This window comes from Nonomuraea sp. NPDC050227, assembly GCF_044459705.1.
Taxonomy (GTDB): Bacteria; Actinomycetota; Actinomycetes; order Streptosporangiales; family Streptosporangiaceae; genus Nonomuraea.
Window position 1 is genome coordinate 67143 of the sequence record NZ_JBITJF010000009.1, and the last position, 14752, is coordinate 81894.

The window sequence follows — 14752 nt, forward strand, 5'->3', positions numbered from 1 at the left end:
TCTACAACACCGGCGCGCCCGCGGAAGTCAGCGGTTTTCGGACGTCGTGGCTGGATGGGAGAGGAAGTTCATGGCCGAGTCGCGAGAGCACACCTTCACCGGCACGCGGGGGCTGAACGTCGTCCGCGAATGGCCGCACGACCGGCCGCGCTACCTCGCCCTCCTGGTCCACGGATACGGCGAGCACATCGGCCGCTACGAGTACGTCGCCGACCGTCTCGTCCGGCACGGCGCCGCCGTCTACGGACTCGACCACATGGGCCACGGCAGGTCGGCGGGCGAACGCGTGCTCGTCGAGGACTTCGAGGACGTCGTGACCGACGTGCACGCCGTCGAGGAGCGCGCCAGGGCCGACCACCCCGGCGTCCCGGTCGTGCTGATCGGCCACTCCATGGGCGGCATGATCGCCGCCCGGTACGCCCAGCGCTACGCCGAGGGCCTGACCGCGCTGGTGCTGTCGGGCCCGGTGATCGGCGAGTGGGCGGTCATCCCCGCGCTGATGGCGCTCGACGAGCTGCCCGACATCCCCATCGACCCGGCCACGCTCTCCCGCGACCCGTCGGTGGGGGCGGCGTACGCGGACGACCCGCTGGTCTGGCACGGGCCGTTCAAGCGGGCCACGGTGGAGGCGTTCGCCGCGATGCTGGACACCATCGCCAAGGGCGGCACGTTCGGCGCCCTGCCCACGTTGTGGGTGCACGGCGACGACGACCAGCTCGTACCGCTGGCCGGCAGCCGGGTCGGGGTGGAGGCGGTCAGGGGCACCGACCTGACCGAACGCATCTACGCCGGCGCCCGCCACGAGGTCTTCAACGAAACCAACAAGGACGAGGTCCTCACCGACCTCCAAACCTTCGTAGACCGAGCCCTGAGCAACCGGTAACGAGGGCTACAGCCCCTGACTGGTGGGCCACCGGCAGCCAGGGAGGGGCTCGCTGGGCGCTGACCGGCCGGTAGCCAGGCGTAGTTGTGCGGTGGGTCGCCGGGTGGTGTCAGGCGACCGGTAGCCAGAGGTGGCCCTTGCCGTGGGTGCGGCTGAGTTCGATCTTCCAGCAGCCGGGCTTGGGGAAGACGAGGCCGGTGCCCCATTCGTCCCCCGGCCGGTGCCAGGACGACCCGCCGTGCTCCTCGGGCCCCCAGGCGAGGCGGGCGGCGGTGCCGTCAGGAAGGGACGCCCTGACCGTAAGCGGCCCGTCCCCGGTCATCCGCCACACGATCTTGGTGGTCTCCTTCCGGCGAAGCGGCAGCTTGGACACGAACAACAACCCCCACACCTCGGCGTCCGCCGACACCCCCCGCACCTCCGGAAACCCACCCCCGCCGACCACCAACGCCCCCCGGCACCCCACCCGCTCACCCTTGGCACTCGACCTCCCCCTCCCACCGAACTCCACCCCAGCTCCAGGGCTCGGCCGCGTGTCGGTCCTCTGGGTGGGGGCAGGGCTCAGGCTCGGGCCGGGAAGGGAGCCGGCATCGGTGCTCAGTCCGGGCCCCGAGTCCGGAGCCCGGTTGGCCTCGGTGCTCAGGTTGGAGACGGGCGCCGGGGCGGCATCGGCGGTCGGGCTTGGGCTCCCGCTCCCACCTTCGCCTGCTGGGATCCCCGAAGACGCACTCACCGAGGAGTCCGCGCTGCTCCCCGCACCTCCGAACGAGGCCCCGGCACCACCACTCGCCCCCGCCCCCCTCCCAGGACCGCCACCTCCGGCACATCCAACCCCTGCCAGCAGCACCGCCACCGAAATCACCGCCATCTTCCTCATGCCCTCACCTACCCCCCACGCCCCCAAAAGGTTCCACTGGGACCTACGTCACCCGCCCCACGCCCACCCGCCCAGAGGTTCCAACGGGACATGCGCTGCTCGTTCCACGCCCACCCGCCCAGAGGTTCCAACGGGACATGCGCCGCCCGCTCCACGCCCACCCGCCCCAAGGTTGGCAATTCGGGAGTGGGTGTGGCGGTCGGTGGTGGGGCGATGATTTTTGGACTTCCGTGCGGTCTGTATGAACCGAGGAGGCGACATGGACGAACGGGCGCGGGCGTTGACGGCAGGGGTGGCGTTGCTGGAGAGGGCCATCCACTACACCTTGGGCAGCCTGCGCGTGGTGAGCCCACACGTCCTGTGCCGGCCCACCCCGTGCTCCCGCTGGAACCTCCAGGAGCTCCTGGACCACATGCAGGACTCCTTCGAGGCCCTGAACGAGGCCGCGCTCGGCCGCATCGCCCCCGCCCGCAGGCCCGTGCCGGTCGGCGGGCCGGTGTGCGGGAACCCGGCGCTGCTGCTCAGGGACGGCGCGACGGAGGTGCTCGGCACGTGGACGGGCACGATCCAGGCCGGGATGGTCGCGGTGGGGGACGTGCCCATGACGACGCCGATGGTGGCCGCGGCGGGCGCCATCGAGATCACCGTGCACGGCTGGGACATCGCGCGGGCCTGCGGTGAACACCGCCCGATCCCGCACGCCCTCGCCGAAGAGCTGCTGGACCTGGCCCATCTCTTCGTCACCGACGAGGACCGCCCGGTCCGGTTCGGCGCCCGGCTGCGGCCGCCCCCGCTGGGCACCGCCCAGGACCACCTCCTCGCCTACCTCGGCCGCCGGCCGAACTGACGGCATGACCGGCCCCCCACCCGGCGGCGGCACCCCGTACGATCAAAGAGGGACACCGGGGCCCGGCATCCGTCCGGCCGGTCGCGGGCCACGCGCCTCGACCAGGTCGGCCAGCGTGATGGCGACGACCGTTCTTCGTGCGGCCGTCGCCATCACCCCGAACCGTGGCCCTCCGGAGCTGAGCGGGACGGCGTCAGGCGTCTTCGGCGGCCGCAGCCCCGACGACCTCCAGGACCTGGTCCCCGTATTTGGCGAGTTTGTTCTCCCCGACCCCGTTGACCCTGCTCAGCTCAGCCAGCGAGGACGGCGACAACGTGGCGATCTCCCGCAGTGTGGCGTCGTGGAAGATGACGTACGCGGGCACGCCCTGCTCCTTGGCGACCGCGCCCCGCCAGGCCCGCAGCCGCTCGAACAGCGGCGCCGCCTCGGCGGGCAGCTCGGCGGCCGGCTGGCCCTTCGCCCCGGACGACCCGGACGACGACCCGGACGACGACCCGGACGACGACCTGGACGACCGGGACGCCGGACGGGCCGTGTCGCGGCGCAACGGCACCTCCCGCTGCCCGCGCAGCACGTCGGCGCTGGCGTCGGTGAGCACCAGCGTGCCGTGGTCGGACTCCACCGCGAGCAGGCCCTGCGCCAGCAGTTGCCGGGCCACGCCGTGCCACTCGGCGTTGCCCAGGTCGGTGCCCACGCCGAAGACGCTCAGCGAGTCGTGGCCGTGCTGGAGCACCTTGGCCGTCTTCTTGCCGAGCAGGATGTCGACCACCTGCCCGACGCCGAACTTCTGGCCGCGCTCCCGTTTCAGCCGCAGCACGGTGGACAGCAGCTTCTGGGCGGCGATCGTGCCGTCCCAGGACTCGGGCGGGCTCTGGCAGGTGTCGCAGTTGCCGCAGGGCTCGGCGCCCTTCTGCCCGAAGTAGTCGAGCAGCATGACCCGGCGGCAGCCGGCCGTCTCGCACAGCGCCAGCATGGCGTCGAGGTGCAGGACCTGGCGGCGGCGGTGGGCCTCGTCGCCCTCCAGGGCCATGCGCCGGTGCTGGACGACGTCTTGCAGGCCGTAGGCCATCCAGGCGGTCGCGGGCAGGCCGTCGCGCCCGGCGCGGCCGGTCTCCTGGTAGTAGCCCTCGACCGACTTGGGCAGGTCGAGGTGGGCGACGAAACGCACGTCGGGCTTGTCGATGCCCATGCCGAACGCGATGGTGGCGACCACGATCAGCCCGTCTTCCCGCAGGAACCGGGACTGGTGGGCGGCGCGGGTGCGGGCGTCGAGCCCGGCATGGTACGGCACCGCCGCGATGCCGTGGTCGGCCAGGAACGCGGCGATCTTCTCCACCGACGAGCGAGACAGGCAGTAGACGATGCCGGAGTCGCCCGGGTGCTCGGTGCGCAGGAAGTCGAGGAGCTGCCGCTTGGGGTCGCTCTTGGACGTGATGCGGTAGTGGATGTTGGGCCGGTCGAAGCCGGCCACGAAATGACGGGCCTGGTCGAGGCCGAGCCGGGTGGAGATCTCGGCGTGGGTGGCCGGGGTGGCGGTGGCGGTCAGCGCGATGCGCGGCACCTGCGGCCAGCGCTCGCGCAGCTCCGACAGGGCGAGGTAGTCGGGGCGGAAGTCGTGGCCCCACTGCGCCACGCAGTGGGCCTCGTCGATGGCGAACAACGAGATCTCGCCCTTGGCCAGCAGCCGCATCGTGGCCTCGACGCGCAGCCGCTCGGGGGCGAGGTAGAGCAGGTCGAGCTCGCCGGCCAGGAACTCGGCCTCCACGAGCTGGCGCTCGTCGAAGTCCTGGGTGGAGTTGAGGAAACCGGCCCGCACGCCGAGCGCGCGCAGCGCGTCGACCTGGTCCTGCATGAGCGCGATCAGCGGCGAGACGACGACCCCCACCCCCGGGCGCACGAGCGCCGGGATCTGGTAGCACAGCGACTTGCCGCCGCCGGTGGGCATGAGCACCAGCGCGTCGCCGCCGGCGACGACGTGGTCGATGATCTCCTGCTGACCCGCCCTGAACGAGTCGTAACCGAAGACGCGGTGGAGAGCCTCGGTGGGGGTATCCATGCGGCTACCTTACGTGGTCGTCGGCCGACGTTCCGTCAGTTCCGCCGACGGCGGACCGCGGGTCTCAGGTCGGCTCGGCGGGCAGCGCGGCCTGTCGCTCCGGCGCCCGCCCGTACCGATCGTAGGCCACCAGCGAGAGCGCTCCGAGCACGCAGGCCGCCGCCACCGAGGCCATCACCGCCGGGTATCCGGCGACCTGCGCCACCGCCGCCGACAGCAGCGGGGCCACGGCCTTGGACACCGTGACGGGCAGGGCGAGCGCGCCGCTCAGCGTCGCGTACGCGGCCGTGCCGTACCGGTCGGCCAGCAGGGCGGGACGGGCGATCGTGGCCACCCCGAACCCCAGCCCGAACAGCACCACCCCGGCGATCGCCCCCGCCACGCTGTCGCCCGCCAGCGGCAGCAGCAGCGCCGCCACCCCCTGAACGGCGAACATCGCCGCCGTGACCAGCGCCACCGGCCACCGGCTCTGCAGCCCCGTCGTGACCAGCCGCCCGGTCACCGACAACACGCCGAGCAGCCCGGCCACGCTCGCCGCGAACAAAGGCGGATGCCCGAGCGCGATCAGATACGTCACCAGCAGCACCCCCATGACCGCCACCGCGCCCGTCTGGGCCAGGAAGGCGGCCACCAGCAGCCAGAACGGCCGTTCGCGCAGCGCGGAGCCGACGATCGCGCGACGCCGGGCCGGCGGCGCGGACGCCCCCCGCCCCCGCACGGCCAGCGCGTGCAGCGGCACGGCCGTCAGCGCGTACCCGGCGGCCAGGACGACCAGCGCCTGCCGCCAGCCGTACCGGTCCACGAGGAACCCCGTCAGCGGCAGGAAGATGCTGGAGGCGAACCCGGCCACCACCGTCACGGCGAGCAGCGCGCGGGCCCGCCTGGCCGGGTCGAAACAGGCGACGATCACCGCGAAGGCGGCCTCGTAGAGCACCATGGCCGAGGCGATCCCGAGCGCCGCGCACACCAGGTAGAGCTGCGTCACGGTGCGCACCTGCGACCAGGCCAGCACCGCGAGCCCGCCCAGCAGCGACCCGGCCGTCATCAGCGCGCGCCCGCCGTGCCGGTCGAGCCAGCGTCCGACGAAGGGGGCCACCAGCGCGGACACCAGCACCGACACCGTGATCGCGCCGGTGAGCTGGGCGACCCCGGTCCGCAGGTCACGGGCCATCGGCGGGATGAACACCGAGAACGCGTAGTAGAGCACGCCGTAGCCGGCCGTCTGCGTGATCGCGAGCGCCCCGACCACGCGGGCCGGCGACCTCGGACCGGGTATGGCGATCACGCATTGGTTCGTTCCCGTTCACCAGCCGGAAATACGGTGACAAGGGTCACTCCGGGACGGAGTAGCGTCGGACGCATGAGTCTTTCCTACGTGGTGACCGGCGGCGGGCGTGGCATCGGGAAGGCCGTGGTCCAGCGGCTCCTGGGGGAGAAGGACACCGTCGTCGTCATCGACCGCGACGGCGGCTCGCTGTCCTGGACGGGCCCCCGCGTCATCCCCGTGGTGGGCGACGCGGCCGACGAGGAGCTGGTCTCCTGGGCCGCCGACCGGGCCGAGGAGGCCGGCACACTGGCGGGCTGGGTCAACAACGCGGCGATCTTCCGTGACGCCTCCGTGCACGACGCCCCGATCGCGGAGGTCAGGCAGCTGATCGCGGCCAACCTGGACCTGGCGCTGGTGGGCTGCGCGGTCGCCGTCCGCCGCTTCCTCGCGGCGGGCACGCCGGGCGCGATCGTCAACGTCACCTCCCACCAGGCCACGCGGGCGGTGCCCGGCAGCCTGCCCTACGCCACCGCGAAGGCCGCGACCGAGGGCCTGACCAGGTCGCTGGCCGTCGAGTACGGCCGGTACGGCATCAGGGTCAACGCCGTCGCGCCCGGCTCGGTGGCCACCGAACGCTACGAGGACTTCCTGGCCTCCAGGACCGCGGACGAAGTGGTGGACGTCGAGCGCCAGATGGCCAGGGTGCACCCCCTGGGCCGGGTCGCCTTCCCCGGCGAGGTGGCCGCGGTCGTGGCGCACCTGCTCTCGCCGGACGCCTCGTTCGTCAACGGGGCGACGATCCCCGTGGACGGCGGCCGGACCGTCCTCGGGATGGACCCCGAAGCGAGGGAATGAAAACCATTGCCATCCGGTTGAGAGGGGCATGAAGAAGAACCTGCACCCCTCGTACCGTCCGGTCGTCTTCCGCGACCCGAGCGCCGGCTTCGCCCTCCTCACCCGCTCGACCCTGACGAGCGGCAGGACCGTCGAGTGGGAGGACGGCAGGACCTACCCGGTCGTGGACGTCGACGTGTCGTCGGCCAGCCACCCGTTCTACACCGGCCGCAGCCGCGTCCTCGACACCGAGGGCCGCGTCGAGCGCTTCAACCAGCGCTACGGCAAGAAATGACAGCCAAGGCTTGACCCGCCCCCGTCCGTTCCGCGCCTTCCTGCCGGAACGGCCGGGGGTTTCGGCATGTCACGCCAAGGAGGAGCCGGGCGGGCATGCTGGGGCTACTGGTGGGTACAAGGCTTTCACCGGCGTGGGAGCAATGGTGATCGCGATGGGTCTCTCTGGAAGGGAACGCCGCATCCTCGCTGAGATCGAGCAGGGCCTCGAACGGGACGACCCCGAACTGGCCCGGCGCGTGGCGGCGATCAACAGGATCGAGTCCGACGGTATCGACTACCCGCAGGCCTGCGGTGACCGGCTACGGGTGTGGGCGCTGACCCATGTCTGGATCATCTTCGGGGTGGCCGCCGCGGTGATCCTGCTGCTCCTGCTGGCCGTGCTCACCACCTGACCCGCCGTGCCCGTCACCTGACCCGCCGTGCTCCCCGGCCGACCGGGCGTGCCCGCCGCCTGACGGGCCGGCGCGCCGGCGTCTGAGCACCGCCAGGTCCACGGCGGCCACCACGGCCACCGCGGCGGCCAGGGCGGCCTCCCAGACCCACACCTGCCGGCCGGTGGCCATCGCGCGGGTCACGAAGAAGACGGCCGCGGCAGCGGCGACGACCAGGGCGATCCACGACAGCACCCGCCTCGCGCGCAGTGGGCTGCGCGCCGTCACCGGCTCGGTGCCCGCGCGGTTGCGCAGCCACATCCCGCTCTCCTCTCAGGCCAGGCACCGCAGCGCGGCGGCGACCCGCGGGTCGAGCCCGTCGGTCGGCAGCCGCCCCACGGTGGCCTCCACGAACTCCGGGTACGACAGCGACGCGCTGCCCTGGTCGACGCTCACCCAGATCTGCTCGGCCGTCTGCTCCACCTGCGCCCTCGACTCCTGCTCGGCCAGCACGAAGCGCCCGACGGCGACCCGCCAGAACGTCCGGTCGTCGATCTCCTCCGGCGCCACCGGCGCGCCGACGTCGTCGGCGTGGGTGGCGTACTCGGAGTCGTAGTGGAAGGTCTGCAACCCCACCGGGTACGGGCCCGCCGCCGTGTCGATCAGCGCGTCGGGGCCGAGGGCGCGCATGCGCTCGCGCGTCTCGCCGTTCTTGGTGCGCCACTCCTGGAGCACCTCCTCGACGGGCAGGTCGCGGCGCTGCCGTACGGACCACTCGTTGAAGTCGTTGAACCCGGTCACCCCCTCGGCGGCCACCCGGGTCAGCAGCTCCTGCACGGTGCCGTCGAGACAGGCGTGGTTGTACGCCTCCTCACCCGCCAGATGGGCCAGCACGTCGCGCACCGACCACCCGGCGCAGCGGGACGGACGCGCCCAGCCCGCCTCGTCGAGCCCGTCGAAGAACCGGTCGAGCCGGGCCGCCTCGGTGTCGAAGATGTCGAACGGGTCGAAGTCTCTGAGCAGCTCCTCAGCCATACATCCGGACGTACCCCTCAGGCCCCGACTTTCACTGCCAGCGACCCCAGTTCCGCCCTGGCCCGCTCGTACTCGGCGCGGCACGACGGGACACGCTCGGCCGGCACCCAGCCGCCCTTGGCGATGCGGGCGTATTTGACGGGGTCGGCGCCGTACAGGAGGCAGGCGAACGTGGCGGAGGCGGCCGTCCCCGACAGATGGTCGGCATGGGTGTGGGCGGCCAGCAGGTGGCGGGCCTCGGCGGCGGCCACGACGTGGCCGCCGTCGCGCGCCGCGAGCGTCAGCGCGGCGAACCGGTCGGCCTGCGGCTCGTCGGCGGGCAGGCCGTTGAGCGCGGCCAGGGCGTGGCCGAGCTGGTGGTGGTAGAGGGCGGCCAGGGCGCCGTCCACGCGGGCGGCGGCGGTGCGCCGGTCGGCCTCCTCCGTCTCGGAGACGCCGGTGAGCGTGCGGTCGATCTTGGCGACCAGCGAGTAGCAGATCGTGATCCGCCGCCGGTCGCCGTTCCAGGTGGCGCGGGGCGCGTCGCAGCCGCGGGCGACGACCTGGACGCCGCCGAGCCGGGTGCGCAGCACGCCGCTGTCCTTCAGGAGCTTCCTGGCGTGCTGCTCGCGGGCCGTGCCGGCGGGCTCGTAACGGACCGAAGGGGCCGCCCCCAACGTGCTCGTCAGGCTCAGGACGAGGGCGATCAGGGGGTGGGGCATACGGGGGCTCCTGTCGGATCGACGCGGTGTCCGCGAGGCGGCGGGCCGCCTCCTTTGCAAATGGGACAGTCCATGCGGCGATCCGCTGATCGATAAACCTCTCCGGCGGCAAAAAGAATCCGGAAAAGCCGGAGGCCCGGCTCCCACCAGGGGAACCGGGCCTCGGCGATCAATCAGCGGTGGTGCCAGGAGCGGTAGACCTTGACGTAGTCGCGACGGCTCTCGGAGCTGTTGAGCTCGTCGTCACCCTCGAAGACGGCCTTGAACGTGCCGCTCTTCCAGGCGCGGGTCTTGGTGGCGAACTTGCCGCCCCAGGAGGTCTTGGCCGAGGCGACCCACTTCCAGCCGCTGGAGCCGTTGGCGCGGTAGTAGACGCTCACCTTCTCGCCGCGCAGACCCTCCCAGCCTTCGTCATCGACCTGAAGGCGACCGGAGAAGTAGATCGAGCGGCCCTGACGGACCTTGTAGGGGTCGGCCGTGAAGCGCGTGATGCGGGTGTCGGCCTTGCCCTTCTGGATCTCGACGTTGAAGAACGCGGAGTCGGTGGCGACCTGCTTGTTGTCCTTGTCGAAGGCCACGGCGGTGGCCTTCCACTTGCCGGCGAAGTCGCCCTCGTTGAACGGGACGGCGAAGCGCCAGCCCTCGAGGTCCTTGACGTCCTTGGCGCGGAAGGTGCGGACGTCGCCCTCCGGCGACACGCTCAGCGTGACCTTCTGGACGTCGGAGCTGGCCCCGATGTCGAAGTACGCGGTGGTCTCGCTGCCGGCCTTCACCACGACCGGGTTGGGGGTGATGTCACGGATCTTGAGTTCCGTGGCGTGCCTGGTAGCGGTGGCGGAGGCGGCGCCCGCGCCGGAAACCAACATGGCCCCGCCGACGAAGGCGGTGATGATTCCTACTGCGATCTTTCTCATGAGGGTGCTGATTCCTCTCCCCGTATCGACTCGAAGCCGGCGCCGGGGCGCGCCGGCTTCCTCTACTACTTTGAGGCACGAGTTGGGGAAAAGGTTCGCTAAAGATACAGAAAATATTTGATCACGGTCCTAACCAGGACTTATGCGAAAAAATCATTCGGCGTAGTCGTGACCAACTACAGTCTGGCTCATGACGGACGTCTACGCGCTGGGTGAGCCGCTCGGGGTGGTCTCCAGCGGCCGGGTGCGGCACGAGAACGAGGCCAGGCTGGACGTCTGCGGCCCCGAGTTCACCTTGGTGATCGCCCTGTCCAGGCTGGGTCACCGATGCGCGTACGCCGCCCGGGTGGGGGACGACGAGCTGGGCGCCAGGGCGCTGACCGTGCTCAGGGGCGAGGGCGTGGACGTCGAGGACGTGCGGGTGGTCGAAGGGGCGCGGACCGGGATGGTGCTCAGGGAGGTGCGCGTCGGCCGCGAGCCGGTGACCGCCCAGTACCGCACCCGCTCGGCCGGGTCCCGGCTGTCGCCCGGCAACGTGCCGATGGACCGGGTGGGCGCCGCCAAGATGCTGCACGTGACCGGCGTCACGGCGGCCCTGAGCAGGGACGCGCTCGACGCCGTGCACGCCGCCATGAGCGCGGCGCGGACGGCCGGGGTGATGATCTCCTTCTCCGTCGACTACGTGCCCGAGCTGTGGCCCTCGGTCCGGGAGGCCGAGGAGGTGCTCGGCGAGCTGGCCTGCCGGTCCCACCTGCTCTTCCTCGCCCAGGACGAGCTGGACCTGGTCAAGCCCGCCCTCACCCCCGAGCGCGAGGTCGTGGTGGACCGGGGCGCCAAGGGCGCCAGCGTGCGCGCCGATCGCATGCGTTACGACGTGGCCGTCCCGCAGGTGCCCGTCGTGGACATGGCGGGCGCGGGCGAGGCGTTCGCGGCCGGTTACATCAGCGCCGCGCTCGACGGCCTCACGCCGCAGGAACGGCTGCACCGGGGCGCGCTGCTGAGCGCGGCGGCGATGACGAGTGTGAGCGACTGGCAAGGCTTGCCGTCCAGGGCGGAGCTGTGACGCAGAATTTCGCAACCGCTTGACGTGATTGCGCAAACATTTGACTGGCCATTGTCGTGCGGCACCCCGCAATTCCGCCGTCCGATGCGCGGAAATTGCCGGGAAGGCCGTCCTGGGCGGGAGCGGGAAGGGACTGCGGAGGCTACGTAAGTGATCGCAAGCGCTTGCGCGCAAGGCCGTATAGTTTGCGCATGACGCGACGACTCGCAGAGGTGGCGAAGAAGGTCGGGGTGAGCGAGGCGACGGTGAGCCGCGTGCTCAACGGCAAGCCGGGGGTCTCCGACGCCACCCGCGAGGCCGTGCTGACCGCGCTCGACGTGCTCGGCTACGAACGTCCCACCCAGTTGCGCGGCGACCGGGCCCGCCTGGTCGGCCTGGTGCTCCCCGAGCTGCAGAACCCGATCTTCCCCGCCTTCGCCGAGGTCGTCGGCGGCGCGCTGGCCCAGCAGGGTTTCACCTCCGTGCTCTGCACCCGCACGGTCGGCGGCGTCTCCGAGGCCGACTACGTCGATCTGCTGCTCCAGCAGCAGGTCAGCGGCGTGGTCTTCGCCGGCGGCCTCTACGCCCAGGCCGACGCCTCGCACGACCACTACGAGCTGCTGCACGAGCGCAAGCTGCCGACCGTCCTGGTCAACGCGGCCGTCGAGCGGCTGGACTTCCCGCAGGTCTCCTGCGACGACGTGGTGGCCGCCGAGATGGCCCTGTCCCACCTGCGCGCGCTCGGCCACGAACGCGTCGGCATGGTGCTCGGCCCGAAGGACCACATGCCCTCCCGGCGCAAGCTGGAGACGTTCCAGGCCCGGGGCGGCGACCCGAAGCTCGTCGAGCACACGATGTTCTCCCTGGAAGGCGGGCATGCGGCCGCGTCCAGGCTGGTCAAGCAGGGCGTGACCGGCGTGATCTGCGCCAGCGACCTGCTCGCGCTCGGCACAGTCAGGGCGGCCAGGCGGGCCGGCCTGGCCGTGCCGGGGGACGTCTCGGTCATCGGCTTCGACGACTCGGCGCTGATGAACTGCACCGAGCCGCCGCTGACCACGGTCCGCCAGCCGATCGACGCGATGGGCCGGGCCGCCGTCGACCTGCTGGTGGCCCAGATCGACAAGGCCGTGGTGCCCGCCGACGAGCTGCTGTTCGAGCCGGAGCTGGTGGTCAGGGCCTCGACGGCGCGGGCTCGCGGCTGACCTCGCCCTCACGTGCGCCGGGCCCCCACTTCCCGTACATTCGGGCGAATGTGGATCGAGCGGGCCAAAGGGCTCTACGAACGCGGGATCTACGCAGGGGACGACGCCGCGCTCGCCGCGTCCGACCGTGAACTGGACGCGGTCGAGGCCGCGCTGTGCCTGGCCAGGGGCCGGGTCCTGCACGTGCGCTTCGTGCAGGGCGGCGAGGCGGACCCGCGCGAGCTGCCGCTGTTCGAACGGGCCGGCGCGCTGTTCAGGGCGGTCGGCGACCGGCGCGGCGAGGGGGAGTCGGCGTTCTGGGAGGGCTGTTACCACCAGGTCGTCGCAGGCGATCTCGACCGCGCGCTGCCCCTCCTCCGGCGTGCCGGGGAACTGGCCGCAGAGACGGGGGACCTGGTCACGCTCGCGGAGGTGCTCAGGCACCAGGGGATCGCGGCCCACCGGTCCGGGCGGCTCGACGAGGCGCGCGAGAGGCTGACGGAGTCGTCGCGGCTGCGCCGGGAGCTGGGGTCGCCGGCCGGGGTCGCGTCCAACCAGGTCGGGCTGATCCACATCGCGGTCGCCCAGGGACGGCACGACGAGGCCCTGGCGCTCGCCGACGTGGCCCGCGCCCTGGCCGAGTCGTGCGGCGCCGACCGCGTCGCCGCCCACGTCGAGGAGGCCCGCGCCACCATCCCGACCTGACCCTGGGCGCCGTGTCACGGGCACAGGCAGCGGACGAACTCCCGTACCAGCGCGCCTACCGACGGCCTGCGGTCGTCGCGCCGCCACACGATGGCCAGCCTGCTCGGCGGCAGCCCGGTCACCGGCCGCGCCACCACGTCGTCGCGCCGGTAGAGCTCGGCGTTCCCGGCCGAGACCAGCGCGACGGCCCGCCCGGACGCCACCACCTCGAACGCCTCCTCCGCCGTCTCCGCCTCCGCCCCGACCAGCGCCGGGCCGGTGCGCCGGTCGGCGGCCAGCCAGAAGTCCCGCATCGGCCCCGCCGTGCGCGGCAGCGCGACGAACGGCTCGCCGGCCAGCTCGGCCAGCCCGATCTCCGCCCGCCCGGCCAGCCGGTGCCCGGCGGGCAGCGCCACCCACCGCTCCTCGGTGCTCACCACCGTCCAGTCGTAGACGCCGTCGCCGGGGACGGGCAGCCAGGCGACCGCGACGTCCACCTGTCCGTCGCCCAGTCCCACGGTCGGGTCGGCCCAGGTGATCTGGCGGAAGCGCAGCTCCCACCCCGGCAGCGCCTCCACGATGGACGGCACCAGTCCCCGCCCGATCCGCGTCTGGAACCCCACGGTCAGCGTGCGCTCCTCGCGCGCCGAGGCCACCGCGCGCCGCGCGTCCTCCCACTGCTCGATGATCCGCCGGGCCAGCGGCAGCAGCGCGGCCCCGGCGTCGGTCAGCGCGACGGTCCGCCGGTCGCGGTCGAACAGCCTGGCCCGCATGGACAGCTCAAGCTGTCTGATCTGCCTGCTCAGCGAGGGCTGGGAGATGAACAGCCGTTCGGTGGCCGCCCGCGTGAAGCTCAACTCCTCCGCGACCGCCACGAAATACCGCAGATCCCGGATATGGGCATCCATAGCAAGAAGCTATAACAGCCGGTCTTGGACGCCCGTGACGTCCCCGCCGCACGATGGAGCTCCACCGATGAAGGAGCACGTCATGAGTGAGTTCGCAGGCAGGACCGCGCTGGTCACGGGGGCCTCGCGCGGCATCGGACGGGCCGTGGCGCGCCGCCTGGCCGCCGGCGGCGCCCGGGTGATCGTCCATTACGCCACCAACGACGACCTGGCGAAGGAGACGGTCGCCGAGATCGAGAACGCCGGCGGACAGGCGTACGCGGTCAGGGCCGCCTTCGAGGACGGCGTGGACGCCCTGTTCGACGGCCTGCGCGACGACCGGCTGGACATCGTGGTGAACAACGCCGCCATCCTGGGCGGAGTGCTGAACTCGGTCACGCCCGAGCAGTTCGACCGGGTGTTCGCGGTGAACGTGCGGGCGCCGTACTTCGTCATCGAACGGGCGCTGCCGCTGCTGAACGACGGCGGCCGGATCATCAACGTGTCCTCGGCGGTCGTGCGCATCGCGCTGCCCGACGTCGTGTACTCGATGACCAAGGGCGCGCTGGACACGCTCGGCTTCACCCTGGCCCCGCTGCTCGGCCCGCGCGGCATCACCGTGAACACCGTCTCCCCGGGCGTCACCGAGACCGACATGAACGCCTGGCTGCGCGAGGACCACGACGGCGTCGCCGAGCGGCGCGTCACCGAGGTCACCGCGCTCGGTCGCATCGGCCGTCCTGAGGACATCGCCGACGCCGTGGCCCTGCTGGCCCGGCCGGACGCCCGGTGGATCACCGGCCACGTGCTCGACGCCACCGGCGGCTACTTCCTCGGCCCGGCGCAGGGCGTCGTGCCGGTCTGACAACGGGTCTG

The 14752-nt window shown here is 72.2% G+C and carries 17 protein-coding genes; 9 read left to right on the top strand and 8 right to left on the bottom strand.

The window, feature by feature from the left end:
* Nucleotides 1-70 precede the first annotated feature (70 nt).
* Nucleotides 71-883, top strand: coding sequence for a lysophospholipase (locus ACIBK9_RS31620; protein WP_397162402.1), 813 nt, complete (start codon nucleotides 71-73; stop codon nucleotides 881-883).
* A gap of 109 nt (nucleotides 884-992) precedes the next feature.
* Here the strand turns inward: ACIBK9_RS31620 and ACIBK9_RS31625 are convergent, their stop codons facing one another.
* Nucleotides 993-1292, bottom strand: a complete 300-nt coding sequence (locus tag ACIBK9_RS31625) for a hypothetical protein (RefSeq protein WP_397162403.1) — start codon at nucleotides 1290-1292, stop codon at nucleotides 993-995.
* Between the two features lie 727 nt (nucleotides 1293-2019).
* Between ACIBK9_RS31625 and ACIBK9_RS31630 the strand changes: the two genes are divergently transcribed.
* Nucleotides 2020-2607 (top strand): TIGR03086 family metal-binding protein, encoded by a 588-nt coding sequence (locus ACIBK9_RS31630; RefSeq protein WP_397162404.1) that lies wholly within the window; start codon nucleotides 2020-2022, stop codon nucleotides 2605-2607.
* A 193-nt stretch (nucleotides 2608-2800) separates the two neighbouring features.
* On the opposite strand, the gene recQ is transcribed toward ACIBK9_RS31630, so the two are convergent.
* Complete coding sequence (gene recQ / locus ACIBK9_RS31635) at nucleotides 2801-4663, bottom strand: DNA helicase RecQ (RefSeq protein ID WP_397162405.1); 1863 nt, start codon at nucleotides 4661-4663, stop codon at nucleotides 2801-2803.
* A gap of 64 nt (nucleotides 4664-4727) precedes the next feature.
* The gene (locus ACIBK9_RS31640) at nucleotides 4728-5948 is read right to left on the bottom strand and encodes an MFS transporter (RefSeq protein WP_358283280.1); all 1221 of its coding nucleotides are present in this window, start codon (nucleotides 5946-5948) and stop codon (nucleotides 4728-4730) included.
* A gap of 75 nt (nucleotides 5949-6023) precedes the next feature.
* On the opposite strand from ACIBK9_RS31640, the gene ACIBK9_RS31645 reads away from it, so the two are divergent.
* The 3 genes from ACIBK9_RS31645 (at nucleotide 6024) to ACIBK9_RS31655 (ending at nucleotide 7453) form a co-directional block, all read left to right on the top strand.
* Nucleotides 6024-6785 carry an SDR family NAD(P)-dependent oxidoreductase gene (locus ACIBK9_RS31645; RefSeq protein ID WP_387668184.1) on the top strand — a complete coding sequence of 254 codons (762 nt, stop codon included), beginning with the start codon at nucleotides 6024-6026 and terminating at the stop codon, nucleotides 6783-6785.
* A gap of 28 nt (nucleotides 6786-6813) precedes the next feature.
* Complete coding sequence (locus ACIBK9_RS31650) at nucleotides 6814-7059, top strand: type B 50S ribosomal protein L31 (protein ID WP_358283284.1); 246 nt, start codon at nucleotides 6814-6816, stop codon at nucleotides 7057-7059.
* A gap of 154 nt (nucleotides 7060-7213) precedes the next feature.
* The gene (locus tag ACIBK9_RS31655) at nucleotides 7214-7453 is read left to right on the top strand and encodes a DUF3040 domain-containing protein (protein WP_358283286.1); all 240 of its coding nucleotides are present in this window, start codon (nucleotides 7214-7216) and stop codon (nucleotides 7451-7453) included.
* On the opposite strand, the gene ACIBK9_RS31660 is transcribed toward ACIBK9_RS31655, so the two are convergent.
* The 4 genes from ACIBK9_RS31660 to ACIBK9_RS31675 all read right to left on the bottom strand — a co-directional run bounded on the left by ACIBK9_RS31660 (nucleotide 7361) and on the right by ACIBK9_RS31675 (nucleotide 10082).
* Nucleotides 7361-7753, bottom strand: a complete 393-nt coding sequence (locus ACIBK9_RS31660) for a DUF6343 family protein (protein WP_397162406.1) — start codon at nucleotides 7751-7753, stop codon at nucleotides 7361-7363. The genes ACIBK9_RS31655 and ACIBK9_RS31660 overlap by 93 nt on opposite strands.
* A gap of 12 nt (nucleotides 7754-7765) precedes the next feature.
* Nucleotides 7766-8467 (bottom strand): maleylpyruvate isomerase family mycothiol-dependent enzyme, encoded by a 702-nt coding sequence (locus tag ACIBK9_RS31665; RefSeq protein ID WP_397162407.1) that lies wholly within the window; start codon nucleotides 8465-8467, stop codon nucleotides 7766-7768.
* A 17-nt stretch (nucleotides 8468-8484) separates the two neighbouring features.
* Entirely contained in the window at nucleotides 8485-9168 is a 684-nt protein-coding gene (locus tag ACIBK9_RS31670) for a DUF4344 domain-containing metallopeptidase (protein WP_397162408.1), read from the bottom strand.
* A 173-nt stretch (nucleotides 9169-9341) separates the two neighbouring features.
* Nucleotides 9342-10082 (bottom strand): hypothetical protein, encoded by a 741-nt coding sequence (locus tag ACIBK9_RS31675; protein WP_358283294.1) that lies wholly within the window; start codon nucleotides 10080-10082, stop codon nucleotides 9342-9344.
* 190 nt (nucleotides 10083-10272) lie between these two features.
* Between ACIBK9_RS31675 and ACIBK9_RS31680 the strand changes: the two genes are divergently transcribed.
* The 3 genes from ACIBK9_RS31680 (at nucleotide 10273) to ACIBK9_RS31690 (ending at nucleotide 13010) form a co-directional block, all read left to right on the top strand.
* Entirely contained in the window at nucleotides 10273-11145 is an 873-nt protein-coding gene (locus ACIBK9_RS31680; protein ID WP_358283296.1) for a PfkB family carbohydrate kinase, read from the top strand.
* Between the two features lie 191 nt (nucleotides 11146-11336).
* Nucleotides 11337-12326, top strand: a complete 990-nt coding sequence (locus ACIBK9_RS31685) for a LacI family DNA-binding transcriptional regulator (protein WP_397162409.1) — start codon at nucleotides 11337-11339, stop codon at nucleotides 12324-12326.
* A 48-nt stretch (nucleotides 12327-12374) separates the two neighbouring features.
* Nucleotides 12375-13010, top strand: a complete 636-nt coding sequence (locus ACIBK9_RS31690) for a hypothetical protein (protein ID WP_397162410.1) — start codon at nucleotides 12375-12377, stop codon at nucleotides 13008-13010.
* 14 nt (nucleotides 13011-13024) lie between these two features.
* Here the strand turns inward: ACIBK9_RS31690 and ACIBK9_RS31695 are convergent, their stop codons facing one another.
* Entirely contained in the window at nucleotides 13025-13897 is an 873-nt protein-coding gene (locus ACIBK9_RS31695; RefSeq protein ID WP_397162411.1) for a LysR family transcriptional regulator, read from the bottom strand.
* A gap of 82 nt (nucleotides 13898-13979) precedes the next feature.
* Here ACIBK9_RS31695 and ACIBK9_RS31700 point away from each other — a divergent pair, with 82 nt between their 5' ends.
* Nucleotides 13980-14741 carry an SDR family oxidoreductase gene (locus ACIBK9_RS31700; RefSeq protein ID WP_397162412.1) on the top strand — a complete coding sequence of 254 codons (762 nt, stop codon included), beginning with the start codon at nucleotides 13980-13982 and terminating at the stop codon, nucleotides 14739-14741.
* The last annotated feature ends 11 nt before the right edge of the window (nucleotides 14742-14752 follow it).

Coding starts and splice junctions, on each gene's coding strand:
- ACIBK9_RS31620 (WP_397162402.1), top strand. CDS start 71: ATGGCCGAGTCGCGAGAGCACACCTTCACCGGCACGCGGGGGCTGAAC.
- ACIBK9_RS31630 (WP_397162404.1), top strand. CDS start 2,020: ATGGACGAACGGGCGCGGGCGTTGACGGCAGGGGTGGCGTTGCTGGAG.
- recQ (WP_397162405.1), bottom strand. CDS start 4,663: ATGGATACCCCCACCGAGGCTCTCCACCGCGTCTTCGGTTACGACTCG.
- ACIBK9_RS31645 (WP_387668184.1), top strand. CDS start 6,024: ATGAGTCTTTCCTACGTGGTGACCGGCGGCGGGCGTGGCATCGGGAAG.
- ACIBK9_RS31650 (WP_358283284.1), top strand. CDS start 6,814: ATGAAGAAGAACCTGCACCCCTCGTACCGTCCGGTCGTCTTCCGCGAC.
- ACIBK9_RS31655 (WP_358283286.1), top strand. CDS start 7,214: ATGGGTCTCTCTGGAAGGGAACGCCGCATCCTCGCTGAGATCGAGCAG.
- ACIBK9_RS31660 (WP_397162406.1), bottom strand. CDS start 7,753: ATGTGGCTGCGCAACCGCGCGGGCACCGAGCCGGTGACGGCGCGCAGC.
- ACIBK9_RS31665 (WP_397162407.1), bottom strand. CDS start 8,467: ATGGCTGAGGAGCTGCTCAGAGACTTCGACCCGTTCGACATCTTCGAC.
- ACIBK9_RS31670 (WP_397162408.1), bottom strand. CDS start 9,168: ATGCCCCACCCCCTGATCGCCCTCGTCCTGAGCCTGACGAGCACGTTG.
- ACIBK9_RS31675 (WP_358283294.1), bottom strand. CDS start 10,082: ATGAGAAAGATCGCAGTAGGAATCATCACCGCCTTCGTCGGCGGGGCC.
- ACIBK9_RS31680 (WP_358283296.1), top strand. CDS start 10,273: ATGACGGACGTCTACGCGCTGGGTGAGCCGCTCGGGGTGGTCTCCAGC.
- ACIBK9_RS31685 (WP_397162409.1), top strand. CDS start 11,337: ATGACGCGACGACTCGCAGAGGTGGCGAAGAAGGTCGGGGTGAGCGAG.
- ACIBK9_RS31690 (WP_397162410.1), top strand. CDS start 12,375: ATGTGGATCGAGCGGGCCAAAGGGCTCTACGAACGCGGGATCTACGCA.
- ACIBK9_RS31695 (WP_397162411.1), bottom strand. CDS start 13,897: ATGGATGCCCATATCCGGGATCTGCGGTATTTCGTGGCGGTCGCGGAG.
- ACIBK9_RS31700 (WP_397162412.1), top strand. CDS start 13,980: ATGAGTGAGTTCGCAGGCAGGACCGCGCTGGTCACGGGGGCCTCGCGC.